The sequence below is a fragment of the Xylophilus sp. Leaf220 genome (genome assembly GCF_001421705.1).
Taxonomy (GTDB): domain Bacteria; phylum Pseudomonadota; class Gammaproteobacteria; order Burkholderiales; family Burkholderiaceae_C; genus Xylophilus.
On sequence record NZ_LMKO01000001.1, the window covers coordinates 130,122 to 143,046 of the forward strand.

13 protein-coding genes are annotated in these 12,925 nt (G+C 66.1%); all 13 read right to left on the bottom strand.

From position 1 onward, the window contains the following. Positions 1-2: 2 nt before the first annotated feature. From ASE76_RS00560 to nuoF, 13 genes are read right to left on the bottom strand one after another with little or no spacing between them, the layout of a single operon-like run. Complete coding sequence (locus ASE76_RS00560; RefSeq protein ID WP_055833159.1) at positions 3-191, bottom strand: hypothetical protein; 189 nt, start codon at positions 189-191, stop codon at positions 3-5. Continuing rightward, positions 188-673, bottom strand: a complete 486-nt coding sequence (locus tag ASE76_RS00565) for a DUF1178 family protein (protein WP_055835404.1) — start codon at positions 671-673, stop codon at positions 188-190. Before ASE76_RS00565 ends, ASE76_RS00560 begins: the two co-directional genes overlap by 4 nt. Then, a complete protein-coding gene (locus ASE76_RS00570) occupies positions 670-1,311 on the bottom strand; it encodes an NUDIX domain-containing protein (protein WP_055833161.1) in 642 nt (213 codons plus the stop codon). Before ASE76_RS00570 ends, ASE76_RS00565 begins: the two co-directional genes overlap by 4 nt. Further along, positions 1,304-1,615, bottom strand: coding sequence for a DUF2818 family protein (locus ASE76_RS00575; protein WP_055833163.1), 312 nt, complete (start codon positions 1,613-1,615; stop codon positions 1,304-1,306). The genes ASE76_RS00570 and ASE76_RS00575 overlap by 8 nt, the downstream gene beginning before the upstream one ends. 30 nt (positions 1,616-1,645) lie before the next feature. Continuing rightward, the gene (gene nuoN, locus ASE76_RS00580) at positions 1,646-3,130 is read right to left on the bottom strand and encodes an NADH-quinone oxidoreductase subunit NuoN (RefSeq protein ID WP_055833166.1); all 1,485 of its coding nucleotides are present in this window, start codon (positions 3,128-3,130) and stop codon (positions 1,646-1,648) included. Between the two features lie 25 nt (positions 3,131-3,155). Next, the gene (locus ASE76_RS00585) at positions 3,156-4,631 is read right to left on the bottom strand and encodes an NADH-quinone oxidoreductase subunit M (RefSeq protein WP_055833169.1); all 1,476 of its coding nucleotides are present in this window, start codon (positions 4,629-4,631) and stop codon (positions 3,156-3,158) included. A 21-nt stretch (positions 4,632-4,652) separates the two neighbouring features. Beyond that, positions 4,653-6,725, bottom strand: coding sequence for an NADH-quinone oxidoreductase subunit L (nuoL, locus tag ASE76_RS00590; RefSeq protein WP_055833172.1), 2,073 nt, complete (start codon positions 6,723-6,725; stop codon positions 4,653-4,655). Between the two features lie 34 nt (positions 6,726-6,759). Continuing rightward, positions 6,760-7,068, bottom strand: coding sequence for an NADH-quinone oxidoreductase subunit NuoK (gene nuoK / locus ASE76_RS00595; protein WP_055833175.1), 309 nt, complete (start codon positions 7,066-7,068; stop codon positions 6,760-6,762). After that, on the bottom strand, positions 7,065-7,724 hold the full coding sequence (locus tag ASE76_RS00600) for an NADH-quinone oxidoreductase subunit J (protein ID WP_055833177.1): 660 nt from the start codon (positions 7,722-7,724) through the stop codon (positions 7,065-7,067). The genes nuoK and ASE76_RS00600 overlap by 4 nt, the downstream gene beginning before the upstream one ends. Before the next feature lie 21 nt (positions 7,725-7,745). Next, the gene (gene nuoI / locus ASE76_RS00605) at positions 7,746-8,261 is read right to left on the bottom strand and encodes an NADH-quinone oxidoreductase subunit NuoI (protein WP_201781814.1); all 516 of its coding nucleotides are present in this window, start codon (positions 8,259-8,261) and stop codon (positions 7,746-7,748) included. Between the two features lie 8 nt (positions 8,262-8,269). Beyond that, positions 8,270-9,346: an NADH-quinone oxidoreductase subunit NuoH gene (nuoH, locus tag ASE76_RS00610; protein WP_055833184.1), complete on the bottom strand. Its 1,077-nt coding sequence runs from the start codon at positions 9,344-9,346 to the stop codon at positions 8,270-8,272. Next, positions 9,343-11,496 (bottom strand): NADH-quinone oxidoreductase subunit NuoG, encoded by a 2,154-nt coding sequence (nuoG, locus tag ASE76_RS00615; protein ID WP_055833187.1) that lies wholly within the window; start codon positions 11,494-11,496, stop codon positions 9,343-9,345. The genes nuoH and nuoG overlap by 4 nt, the downstream gene beginning before the upstream one ends. A gap of 18 nt (positions 11,497-11,514) precedes the next feature. Beyond that, positions 11,515-12,924, bottom strand: coding sequence for an NADH-quinone oxidoreductase subunit NuoF (gene nuoF, locus ASE76_RS00620; protein WP_055833190.1), 1,410 nt, complete (start codon positions 12,922-12,924; stop codon positions 11,515-11,517). Position 12,925 lies beyond the last annotated feature (1 nt).

A 12,925-nucleotide genomic window follows, 5' to 3' on the forward strand; every position in this document is an offset into this window, starting at 1 on the left:
CATCAACGCGCCGTGCGCCCCGAGCGCTTGCGGTCCTCGGCGCGTCGCACCTGCCGGCTGGCGGCCGGCTGGGCGGCCAGGGCCCGTGCCTGCTTGCGGCGGTCGGACCACCGCTTGATCACCCGCACCACCACCGCGGTCACCACCAGGGCGAACAGGCCCACCAGCGCGCCGGCCAGGTCGGGAATCATTGCAGCGTCTCCGTCAGCGCGGCCGGCAGCGGCAATACGCCGATGCCCTCTTCGCGCAGTGCGTGGGCCTCGTCGGGCGTGGCCTGGCCGCGGATACTGCGCTCGGCGGCTTCGCCGTGGTGGATGCGCCGGGCCTCTTCGGCGAAGCGCGCGCCCACGTTCTCCGCCTGGCCGACCAGGGCCCGGGCGGCGCGCCACCAGGCGGCCTGCTCGGCGGTCAGCGCCGGCGCGACGGCGGACGATGGGCCGGCCGACCGGTTCGTCGGTACGACACCGGTGCCGGATTCCGCCGCCGGCACGCGGTCGCCGCGCGTGCTGCCCAGGTTGAGGCGCGGCGCGCTCGGCAGCTTGGAGACGTCGGCGATGCCGCAGACCGGGCAGGTCACCAGGCCGCGCGCGTGCTGGCCCCGGTAGTCGTCCTCGGAGCCGAACCAGCCCTCGAATCCGTGGCCCTGCCCGCACTGCAGGTCGAGCACCTTCATGCGGAAACGGCCGGCGGCGCCGCGTCGGCGGCGTGCCATTCCAAGGCCCACCCGCCCGATACCATGTTCTGCAAGTGCACCACGCAGGCCAGCGTCTTGGCGTCGGTCACCGTGCCGGTGCGGCACCACGCCAGCAGTTCGTCCAGCGAGGCCGCGAAGACGTCGACGAACTCGCCCGGGTCGAGCGACGGCGTGCCCGCGACCAGGCCGCGCGCGAAGTAGATGTGGATGACCTCGGTGGAGTAGCCGACCGCCAGGTGCATCGACCCGGCCCGTGCCCATTCGCGGGCGGTGAATCCGGTTTCCTCGAACAATTCGCGCTGGCCGCAGCGCAGCGGCGCTTCGCCCGGATCGAGCTTGCCGGCCGGAAACTCCACGATCACCCGACCCACCGGATAGCGGTACTGCCGCTCCAGCACCACCCGGCCGTCGTCCAGCAAGGGCACCACCACCACCGCGCCGGGGTGGACGATGTACTCGCGGGTGGACGTGCCGCCGTCGGGCAGCCGCACCTGGTCGCGCCGGGCCCTGAGGAAGCGGCCGTCGAGGATCGATTCGCCGGCGATACGCACTTCCTGCAGGTGCGCGTCGGTGCCGTCGAGGGCGGTCAAGCCGGGGAGCGGAGGGATGTCAGACATCTCGGTTGCGGCCGCGCAGCAGGTAGCGGTAGACGAAGCCGGGGAAGGCGAGCGTCAGGAAGACCGCCGCCGTCACCGCGTAGAACTCCCAGCCCTGCGGCGCGATCTGGCCCGCGCGCTTCTCGAGCAGCAGGCCGATGCCGAGGACCACGAAGTACAGCACCACCAGTTCCACCAGGCGCAGCGCCAGCGGCTTGGGCGCGCGCATCGGCACGGCAGCGAAGAGGCGCTGGCTGGCGAACGGCAGGTTGGCCAGGACCAGCCCCGCCAACCCCACCAGCCAGACCGCGAACGTGTTGGACATGCCGCCGTGGATCGGTCCGCGGCCGGCGCGTCAGGTGCCGAGCGTCTTGACGACGGCCTGCGCGCACAGCGTCATCAGGCCGCCGGGCACGACGCCCAGCACCAGCACCAGCGCGCCGTTGAGGGTCAGCATCCAGCGCGCATCGGCGCCGGCCACGACCGGCGTGGTGTCGCTCGGGGCGTCGAAGTACATGACCTTGACCACGCGGATGTAGTAGAACGCGCCGATCAGCGACATCACCACCGCGACCACGGCCACGCCGATGTAGAGCGACAGGCCGGAGCTGATCAACGCCTGCAGCACCGCCAGCTTGGCGTAGAAGCCCACCAGCGGCGGCAGGCCGGCCATCGAGAACATGCACAGGGCCAGCACGCCGGCATACAGCGGGCTGCGCTGGTTGAGGCCGGCAAAGTCGGCGATCTCGTCGTGCTCGAAGCCGTCGCGGGCCAGCAGCATGATCACGCCGAAGGCCGCGAGCGTGGTCATCACGTAGGTGACGATGTAGAACATCGACGAGCTGTAGGCGTTGTACGCCGCCGCAACGTCGCCGCGGATCACCCCCGACATCATGCCGAGCAGCACGAAGCCCATCTGCGAGATGGTCGAATAGGCCAACATGCGCTTCAGGTTCTTCTGCGCGATGGCCGCCAGGTTGCCGATCACCAGCGAGCACACCGCCAGCACCGCCAGCATCTGCTGCCAGTCGATCGCCAACGGCAGCAGGCCCTCGACCAGGAGGCGCATCGTCATCGCGAAGGCGGCGAGCTTGGTGGCGCCGCCGATGATCAGGGTCACCGCCGTCGGTGCGCCCTGGTAGACGTCGGGCACCCACATATGGAACGGTGCCACGCCCAGCTTGAAGGCGATGCCGGCGACGATGAAGACCACGCCGAAGACCAGTACCTGGTGGCGGATCTGTCCGGTGCTCACCGCCTTCAGCACCTGGCCGATGTCGAGCGAACCGGTCGCACCGTAGAGCATCGACAGGCCGTAGAGCAGGAAGCCGCTGGCCATCGCGCCCAGCACGAAGTACTTCATCGCCGCTTCGGTGGCGTTGGTGTCGTCGCGGCGCAGGGCGACCAGGGCGTAGCTGGAGAGCGTCAGCAGTTCCAGGCCCAGGTAGATCACCAGGAAGTTGTTGCCGCCGATCATGATCAGCATGCCCAGCAGGGCGAACATGCCGAGCGTGAACAGCTCGCCGCCGCGCGTCATGTCGCGGCTGGCCGCGTACGGCCGGCCGTAGACGATGGTGACGAACATCGCGACGGCGGCGAAGCACTTCAGCCAGTTGCCCATCGGGTCGCTGACCACCATGTTGGAGAAGCCGTACGAGGTGCCGCCGGTGTGCGCCTGCCAGCCGGCCAGCAGCGCGGTGGCCGCCAGGGTGGCCAGCGTCAGCACGTAGGTCAGGACGCGACGGGTGTCGGTCGTCCGCAGATCCAGCAGCGCAATCACGCAGGCCGCCACGAGCAGCAAGATCTCCGGGTAAAGGGTGGCCCAGCCGAATGTGTCCATATCTCTTCTACTTCAGTTCAGTGGGTCAGCGCAGCTTCGAGGTGGCGACGTGGCGCAGCAGATCGGCGACCGATGCGTCCATCACGTCGGTGAACGGCTTCGGGTACAGGCCCATGGCCAGCACCGCGATCGCCAGCAGCGACATGATCAGGAACTCGCGGCCGTTGATGTCCTTCAGGTCGCGGACGTGGTCGTTGGCCACCGGGCCCAGGTAGACGCGCTTGAACATCCACAGGGTGTAGCCGGCACCGAAGATCAGGGCGGTCGATGCGAGCAGGCCGATCCAGAAGTTCGCCTTCACCGCCGCCAGGATCACCATCCATTCGCCGACGAAGCCGGCCGTGCCCGGCAGGCCGCAGTTGGCCATCGCGAACAGCAGTGCGAACGCGGTGAAGCGCGGCATCGTGTTGACCACGCCGCCGTACGCCGCGATCTCCCGCGAGTGGACCCGGTCGTACAGCACGCCGATCGACAGGAACATCGCACCCGACACGAAGCCGTGGGCGATCATCTGCACGATGCCGCCGGACACGCCCAGGTCGTTGAACAGGAAGAAACCGAGGGTCACGAAGCCCATGTGCGCGACCGACGAATAGGCGACCAGCTTCTTCATGTCCTTCTGGACCATGGCGACCAGGCCGACGTAGACCACCGCGACCAGCGACAGCGCGACCATCAGCCACGCCCATTCGCGCGAGGCGTCGGGGGCGATCGGCATCGAGAACCGCAGGAAGCCGTAGGCGCCCAGCTTCAGCATGATCGCGGCCAGCACGGCCGAGCCGCCGGTGGGCGCCTCGACGTGCACGTCGGGCAGCCAGGTGTGCACCGGCCACATCGGCACCTTCACCGCGAACGCGGCGAAGAAGGCGAAGAAGATCAGCGTCTGCGCGGTCGACGACAGCGGCAGGCGGTGCCAGGTCGCGATGTCGAAGCTGCCGCCCGACTGGGTGTACAGGTAGATCAACGCCACCAGCGTCAACAGGGAGCCGAGCAGCGTGTAGAGGAAGAACTTGAACGCCGCGTAGATCTTGTTGCCGCCGCCCCAGATGCCGATGATCAGGTACATCGGGATCAGCGTGGCTTCGAAGAACATGTAGAACAGGATGCCGTCGAGCGCGCTGAACACGCCGATCAGCAGGCCCGACAGGATCAGGAACGCCCCCATGTACTGGTTGACGCGCTCGGTGATCACCTCCCACGCGGCGATCACCACGATGACCGTGATGAACGCGGTCAACGGCACGAACCAGAACGAGATGCCGTCCACGCCCAGGTGGTAGTGGATGTTGAAACGCTCCACCCAGCTGTGGCGCTCCACGAACTGCATCGCCGACGTACCGAGGCGGAAGCCCTGGTAGAGCGGAACCGTGACAAGCAGACCCAACAAGGACCCGGCGAGCGCCAGCCAGCGCACCAGGCCCGCCTGCTCCTTCTTGCCGAACGCCAGCAGTACGGCGCCGAACACGATCGGCGTCCAGATGGCGAGACTCAACCAGCCCATGTGTCGTTTTCCTTGTTGTTATTACTTGAAGAGCGCGAAGAACTGGTCATGCCACACGAAGTAGGTCAGCAGCACGAACACACCCACGATCATCACGAGCGCATAGTGGTAGATGTAGCCGCTCTGCAGATGGCGGACGGCGGCGGCGATGCGGCCGACGACCTTCCACGAGCCATTGACCAGCGCGCCGTCGATGATGGCCTGGTCGCCGCCCTTCCAGAGGCCGGTCCCGAGCGCCCGCGCACCGCGCGCCAGGACGTTCTCGTTGAACCAGTCGAGGTAGTACTTGTTCTCGAACAGCGTGTAGATCGGCTGGAAGGTGCGCTTGATCGCGGCCGGCACCTTCGGGTTGACCATGTACATGTAGTAGGACGACACGACACCCGCCAGCGCCAGCCAGAAAGGCCAGGTGGTCAAGCCGTGGATCGCCATCTGCAGCGGGCCGTGGAAGGCCTCGGCCAGCTCGGCCATCGCATGGTGCTTGTCGCCGTCGACGAAGATCACGTTCTTGAAGAAGTCGCCGAAGAGCATCGGCTCGATCGTGAAGAAGCCGATCAGCACCGACGGGATCGCCAGCAGCACCAGCGGCAGGGTGACGACCCAGGGCGACTCGTGCGGCTTGCCGCCGTGTGCGTCGTGCCCGTGGTGGTCGTCGTGCGCCGTCGCATGCGGGTCGGCATGGTGGTCGTCGTGGTGCGCGTCCGGATTCTGGTCGTAGCGTTCCTTGCCATGGAAGACCAGGAAGTACATGCGGAACGAGTAGAAGGCGGTGATGAACACGCCCGCCAGCACGGCGAAGGAGGCGAAGCCGGCGGCCGGAAGGTGGCTCTCGTGCACCGCTTCGATGATGCTGTCCTTGGAATAGAAGCCCGAGAACAGTGGCGTGCCGATCAAAGCCAGCGAGCCCAGCAGCGAGGTGATCCAGGTGATCGGCATGTACTTGCGCACGCCGCCCATCCAGCGGATGTCCTGGTTGTGGTGCATGCCCATGATGACCGAGCCGGCGCCCAGGAACAGCAGCGCCTTGAAGAACGCGTGCGTCATCAGGTGGAACACCGCGACCGAGTAGGCCGATGCACCGAGGGCGACCGTCATGTAGCCGAGCTGCGACAGCGTGGAGTACGCCACCACCCGCTTGATGTCGTTCTGGATGATGCCCAGGAAGCCCATGAACAGCGCGGTGATCGCCCCGATCACGAGGATGAAGTTGAGCGCGGTATCGGACAGCTCGAACAGCGGCGACATGCGCGACACCATGAAGATGCCGGCGGTCACCATCGTCGCCGCATGGATCAGGGCCGAGATGGGCGTCGGGCCTTCCATCGAATCGGGCAGCCATACATGCAGGGGGAACTGGGCCGACTTGCCCATCGCACCGATGAACAGGCAAATGCAGATCACGGTGACCAGCATCCAGTCGGTGCCGGGGAAGCCGAGCGCGGCCAGTTCGCCCTTCTTGGCGAAGATCTCGGCGTAGTTCAGCGTGCCGGTGTAGGCCGCGATCAGGCCGATGCCCAGGATGAACCCGAAATCGCCGACGCGGTTCACCAGGAACGCCTTCATGTTGGCGAAGATGGCGGTCGGCTTGTTGAACCAGAAGCCGATCAGCAGGTACGACACCAAGCCCACCGCTTCCCAGCCGAAGAACAGCTGCAGCAGGTTGTTGCTCATCACCAGCATCAGCATCGAGAAGGTGAAGAGCGAGATGTACGCGAAGAAACGGTCGTATCCGTCGTCCTCGGCCATATAGCCGACGGTGTAGATGTGCACCATCAGCGACACGAAGGTCACGACGCACATCATCATCGCGGTGATGCTGTCGACCAGGAAGCCGACCTCCATCTTGAGCGATCCGACCGTCATCCAGGTGTAGAGGGTCTGGTCGAAGCGGGCGCCGTCCTGCACCACGCTCCAGAGCGTCATCGCGGACAGCACGAAGGCGACGAACACGCCCAGGATGGTGAGGGTGTGGCTGGCCTTGCGGCCCAGCAGGTTGCCGCCGAACAGGGTGCCCGGGATGCCGGCCAGCAATGCGCCGGCGAGCGGCGCCAGCGGGATGGCCAGCAGGGTCGAGGCGGAAAGGGTTGCGCTCATCGTTCTCGTGTCTTTCTTCTTCTCGGCCGCAGCCTCAGCCCTTGAGCGTGTCGAGATCCTCGACGCTGATGCTCGACTTGTTGCGGAACAGCAGCACCAGGATGGCCAGCCCGATCGCGGATTCGGCGGCGGCGACCGTCAGGATGAAGAACACGAACACCTGTCCGTGCATGTCACCCAGATAGTGCGAGAACGCAACGAAATTCATGTTCACCGCGAGCAGCATCAATTCGATCGCCATCAGCAGCACGATCAGGTTCTTGCGGTTCAGGAAGATGCCGATGACCGACAGCGCGAACAGCATCGCGCCGAGCGACAGGAAATGGCCAAGCGTCAGCGTCATGCCTTCTTCTCCACCGCAGGTGCGGCGACGGGTTCAACGGGTGCCGGCGGGCGCGTCGCATCGAGCTTGACCAGGGCCACACGGTCCTGGGCGCGGACGCGCACCTGGTCGGCCACGTCGACGAACTTGCTGTCCTTGCGGCGACGCAGCGTCAGTGCGATGGCGGCGACGATCGCGACCAGCAGGATCACGGCCGCGATTTCGAGCGGGTACAGGTACTGGGTGTAGAGCAGCATGCCGAGCGCATGGGTGTTCGACACCTCGGACGCGGCGCCGCCCATCGTCACCATCGGACGCGGCCCGCCGCTCTCGCGGAAGCCGCCCATCAGCACGTAGGCCATCTCGAGCGCGATCACCACGCCGATCACGGCCGCCAGCGGGAAATGCTTCCAGAAGCCCTGGCGCAGGCCGTCCATGTTGATGTTGATCATCATCACGACGAAGAGGAACAGCACCATCACCGCGCCCAGGTACACCAGCACCAGGGTGATGGCCAGGAACTCGGCCTGCAGCAACAGCCAGATCGCCGATGCCTGCGAGAAGGCAAGCATCAGGTACAGCACGGCATGCACGGGGTTGCGTGCCGTTATTACCCGAAACGCGGCGAACAGCAGCGCGAACGAGAACAGAAAGAAGAAACCGGTCTTGACGTCCATGGGGGCTCTCAGGGGACCGCTTCAGCGGTACTTGGCGTCGGCCGCCTTGGCCGCGGAGATTTCTTTTTCGTAGCGATCGCCCACCGCCAGCAGCATGTCCTTGGTGAAATACAGGTCGCCCCGCTTTTCGCCGTGATACTCGAGGATGTGGGTTTCCACGATCGAGTCGACCGGGCAGCTCTCTTCGCAGAAGCCGCAGAAGATGCACTTGGTCAGGTCGATGTCGTAGCGGGTGGTACGGCGGCTGCCGTCGTCGCGCACTTCGGACTCGATCGTGATCGCCACGGCGGGGCAGACGGCCTCGCACAGCTTGCAGGCAATGCAGCGCTCTTCGCCGTTGTCGTAGCGGCGCAACGCGTGCAGGCCCCGGAAGCGCGGCGACAGCGGCGTCTTCTCCTCGGGGAACTGGACGGTCACCTTGCGCTTGAACGCGTAGCGGCCGGTGAGGGCCATGCCCTTGACCAGCTCCACGAGCATGAAGCTCTTGAAGAAGTCCTTGATTGAAAAAGCGGATACAGCAGCGGCTGACATCGTCAAATCTCCGTTTACTTCCAGATGTTCCACGAGGTCTGCATCCAGCCGCCCACGACGAGCAGCCAGACCAGGGTCACCGGAATGAAGATCTTCCAGCCGAGGCGCATGATCTGGTCGTAGCGGAAGCGGGGAAATGTTCCACGCACCCAGATGAACAGCGACACCACGAAGAAGGTCTTGATGCCCAGCCAGATCCAGCCGGGAATGAAATCGAGGAACGCGACCGGCGAGAGCCAGCCGCCCAGGAACATCAGCGCGGCCAGGATCGCCACCAGCCACATGCTGGCGTATTCGGCCAGGAAGAAGATGGCGAAGCCCATGCCCGAATACTCGACCATGTGGCCTGCCACGATTTCGGCTTCGCCCTCGACCACGTCGAACGGATGGCGGTTGGTCTCGGCCACGCCCGAGATCACGTAGACCACGAAGATCGGCAGCAGCGGCAACCAGTTCCACGACAGGAAGCCCAGGCCGCGGTCTGCGAACATGCCCTTGCCCTGCCCTGCCACGACGTCGCCCAGGTGCAGGCTGCCGGTGACCATGATCACCACCACCAGGCAGAAGCCCATGGCGATCTCGTAGCTCACCATCTGGGCCGACGCCCGGAGCGCGCCGAGGAACGCGTACTTCGAGTTGGACGCCCAGCCCGCGATGATCACGCCGTAGACCTCGACCGAGGTGATGGCCATGATCAGCAGCAGGCCCGCGTTGACGTTGGCCAGGACCACGTCGGGCCCGAACGGGATGGCGACCCATGCGGCCAGCGCCGGCATGATGGCCATGATCGGGCCCAGGCGGAACAGGCCACCGGCGGCAGCCGACGGGCTGATGATTTCCTTGGTCAGCAGCTTCACCGCATCGGCTATCGGCTGCAGCAGGCCCAGGGGGCCGACCCGGTTGGGCCCGTGGCGCACCTGGATCCAGCCGAGCAGCTTGCGCTCCCACAGCGTCAGGTAGGCGACCGCGCCCATCAGGGGCGCCAGTACGCAAACGATCTTGAGCAGGTTCCAGATGACCGGCCAAGCACCGCCCGTCCACCAGCCCGCACCGACCAGGTTCTGGCCGAATCCGTAAATGCTGTCGATCATGCTGCGACTCCTGCGCGCTGGGCGGCGGCATGTCCCGCCCGGCCATCGGCCGTCAGCTGCAACGATTCGGCGCGGCGAACGAGGCCGTCGAGCTCGTAGATGGCCGCGACCGCCGGCTCGGCCGCATCAGGCGTGGCCGCGCGCAGAGGCGCCTGCGTCGTGTTGGAGAGCCGTGCTTCCGGCAGGAAGCTGGCGTCTGCCGCCATGGCACCGCGGGCCTGGGCCAGCACCTCCTGCGAGGACTCGAACGCGAAGCCGGGCAGGCCGAGGAGGTTGCCCAGCACGCGGATGACCTTCCAGGCCGGACGCGCATCGCCACGCGGCTTGGTCACCGCGTGGAAGCTCTGGAGACGGCCTTCGGCATTGACGAAGCTGCCGGACGTTTCGGTGAAGGGTGCGACCGGCAGCAACACGTCGGCGATGTCGAGGTTGGCCTTGAAGGCGTTGAGCGAGACGACCATCGCCGCGCCACCCAGGGCCGCGGCGGCGGCCGCACCACCGGCGGCGTCGAACGCCGGCTCGGTATTGAGCAGCAGCGCCGCCTTCAGCTTGCCCTGCAGCATCTGGCCCGCATGCAGGCCGCCGTTCTGCGGGTAGGCGCCGACATACTGAGCACCGACGGTGTTGGCCGCTTCGGTGAGGTAGCCGACCGAAGCGCCGGTCTGCTGTCCGATCCACTGTGCGAGGCTCAGGATCAGCGACGCATCGGCATGGTGTGCCGCGCCGTTGCCCAGCAGGATGGCCTTGCGCTCGCCCGACAACAAGCTGCGGGCGACCGCGGTGCCAGAGGCATCCGCCGCGGTGGCGACAGGCGATGCGACGCCCTGCTCCGCCGCGATGCCGCTGGCGATGTTTTCCAGCGCGGCGACCCACTGGGTGTGCGGCACGACGGTGGAAGAGGCAAGCGCCATCGCCCAATCGTCGTCGGCCGACCGGATCGCGTGCACCGCCGCACCCTTGCGGGCTGCCTGGCGAATGCGCTGGGCGAACAGCGGATGGTCCTTGCGCAGGTTCGAACCGACGACCAGTACGCTCTGCAGGCTGGAGAGCGATGCGATCGAGGTGCCGAGCCAGCGGACGGAATCGCCCTGCTCCACCGAGAAATCGGCCGTGCGGAGACGGTAGTCGATGTTGTCGCTGCCCAGGCCGCGCACCAGGGCGGCGGCCAGGTAGAGCTCTTCCAGCGTGCTGTGCGGGCTCACCAGCGCACCGATCGAGGCGGCGCCGTGGTCCGCCTTGATCTGGCGCAGGCCATTGGCGACGTACTCGAGCGCCGCCTGCCAGCTGACAGGCTGCCATTGGCCGCCCTGCTTCAGCATCGGCTGGGTCAGGCGGTCCTCGCTGCGCAGCGCCTCGTAGGAGAAGCGGTCGCGGTCGGCGATCCAGCACTCGTTGATGTCCTCGTTCTCCAGCGGCAGGACGCGCAGCACTTCGTTGTTCTTGACCTGGACGATCAGGTTGGCGCCGGTGGAGTCGTGCGGGCTGACCGACTTGCGGCGCGACAGCTCCCAGGTGCGGGCGCTGTAGCGGAACGGCTTGCTGGTGAGCGCGCCGACCGGGCAGATGTCGATCATGTTGCCGGAGAGCTCCGAGTCGATCGTGTCGCCGACGACGGTGGTGATCTCCGAATGCTCGCCGCGGTGGATCATGCCCAGCTCCATCACGCCGGCGACTTCCTGGCCGAAACGGACGCAACGGGTGCAGTGGATGCAGCGGCTCATTTCCTTCATGGAAATAAGCGGGCCGACATCTTTCGGGAACACGACACGCTTTTCTTCCGCATAGCGCGAGCCGGAGCCTCCGTAGCCGACGGCGATGTCCTGCAGCTGGCACTCGCCGCCCTGGTCGCAGATGGGGCAATCCAGCGGATGGTTGATCAGGAGGAACTCCATGACCGACTGCTGTGCCTTGATAGCCTTGTCGCTCTTGGTGCGCACGATCATGCCCTGCGTCACCGGCGTGGCGCAGGCGGGCATGGGCTTGGGCGCCTTCTCCACGTCGACCAGGCACATGCGGCAGTTCGCCGCGATGCTCAGCTTCTTGTGGTAGCAGAAATGCGGGATGTAGGTGCCGGCTTTTTCGGACGCATGCATGACCATGCAGCCTTCGGCAACTTCGACCTTCTGGCCGTCGAGTTCTATTTCAACCATGTCGTGGGGTCCGCGGGGTCAGGCGTGAGCCGGATTCTGGGAGTTGCGGTTCTGCTGGATCAGCGCCTCGAACTCGGGACGGAAGTGCTTGATCATGGCGCGCACCGGCATCGCCGCCGCGTCGCCCAGGGCGCATATGGTGCGCCCCTGGATGTTGTCGGCCACCGAATTCAGCAGGTCGAGGTCGGTGGCGCGGCCTTCCTCGTGCTGGATGCGGTCGATCACCCGCCACATCCAGCCGGTGCCTTCGCGGCACGGCGTGCACTGGCCGCACGACTCGTGGGCGTAGAAGTACGACAGCCGCAGCAGCGACTCGACCATGCTGCGCGAATCGTCCATCACGATCACAGCGCCCGAGCCGAGCATCGATCCGGCCTTGGCGATGGAGTCGTAGTCCATCGTGCATTCCATCATGATGGCCGCCGGCAGCACAGGCGACGACGATCCACCGGGGATCACGGCCTTCAGCTGGCGCCCCTTGCGCACGCCGCCAGCCAGCTCGAGCAGCTTGGCGAACGGGGTGCCCATGGGCACTTCGTAGTTGCCGGGCTTCTCCACGTCTCCTGACACCGAGAATATCTTGGTGCCGCCGTTGTTGGGCTTGCCGCAGGCCAGGTAGGCCGCGCCGCCATGCCGCACGATCCACGGCACCGCGGCAAAGGTCTCGGTGTTGTTGATGGTCGTCGGCTTGCCGTACAGGCCGAAGCTGGCAGGAAACGGCGGCTTGAAGCGGGGTTGGCCCTTCTTGCCTTCGAGCGATTCGAGCAAGGCCGTTTCTTCGCCGCAGATGTACGCGCCGAAGCCATGGGCCGCATGCAGCTGGAAACTGAACTTGCTGCCCAGGATCGCGTCGCCCAGGTATCCGGCGGCCCGCGCTTCTTCCAGCGCTTCCTCGAACCGGTCGTAGGTCTGGAAGATCTCGCCGTGGATGTAGTTGTAGCCGACGGTGATGCCCATCGCGTAGGCGGCGATGATCATGCCTTCGATCACGATGTGCGGGTTGAACATCATGATGTCCCGGTCCTTGCAGGTACCCGGCTCGCCCTCGTCCGAATTGCAGACGAGGTACTTTTGGCCCGGGAACTGCCGGGGCATGAAGCTCCATTTCAGGCCCGTCGGAAAGCCCGCACCACCGCGGCCGCGCAGTCCCGATTCCTTGACCGTGGCGATCACCTGGTCCTGCGTGAGGCCGGCGTTCGGATCGAGCGGCTTGCCTTCGGCATCGGTCTGCACCGGTGCATCGGCCGGCACGTCAAGCTTGCCGAGGATCTTGCGCAGCGCCTGGTAGCCGCCGCGTGCCTCGTAGTCCTTCAGACGCCAGTTGGTGCCGTCGAGGCCTTCGTAGATCTGCGGATCGATATGGCGGTCGTGGAAGCAGGTCTGCACACCCGTCGCCTGGAACTGGGACAGCACTTGTTGGGCATTCATG

Coding starts and splice junctions, on each gene's coding strand:
- nuoL (WP_055833172.1), bottom strand. CDS start 6,725: ATGAGCGCAACCCTTTCCGCCTCGACCCTGCTGGCCATCCCGCTGGCG.
- nuoG (WP_055833187.1), bottom strand. CDS start 11,496: ATGGTTGAAATAGAACTCGACGGCCAGAAGGTCGAAGTTGCCGAAGGC.
- nuoF (WP_055833190.1), bottom strand. CDS start 12,924: ATGAATGCCCAACAAGTGCTGTCCCAGTTCCAGGCGACGGGTGTGCAG.
- ASE76_RS00565 (WP_055835404.1), bottom strand. CDS start 673: ATGAAGGTGCTCGACCTGCAGTGCGGGCAGGGCCACGGATTCGAGGGC.
- nuoH (WP_055833184.1), bottom strand. CDS start 9,346: ATGATCGACAGCATTTACGGATTCGGCCAGAACCTGGTCGGTGCGGGC.
- ASE76_RS00575 (WP_055833163.1), bottom strand. CDS start 1,615: ATGTCCAACACGTTCGCGGTCTGGCTGGTGGGGTTGGCGGGGCTGGTC.
- nuoN (WP_055833166.1), bottom strand. CDS start 3,130: ATGGACACATTCGGCTGGGCCACCCTTTACCCGGAGATCTTGCTGCTC.
- ASE76_RS00585 (WP_055833169.1), bottom strand. CDS start 4,631: ATGGGCTGGTTGAGTCTCGCCATCTGGACGCCGATCGTGTTCGGCGCC.
- ASE76_RS00560 (WP_055833159.1), bottom strand. CDS start 191: ATGATTCCCGACCTGGCCGGCGCGCTGGTGGGCCTGTTCGCCCTGGTG.
- nuoK (WP_055833175.1), bottom strand. CDS start 7,068: ATGACGCTGACGCTTGGCCATTTCCTGTCGCTCGGCGCGATGCTGTTC.
- ASE76_RS00600 (WP_055833177.1), bottom strand. CDS start 7,724: ATGGACGTCAAGACCGGTTTCTTCTTTCTGTTCTCGTTCGCGCTGCTG.
- ASE76_RS00570 (WP_055833161.1), bottom strand. CDS start 1,311: ATGTCTGACATCCCTCCGCTCCCCGGCTTGACCGCCCTCGACGGCACC.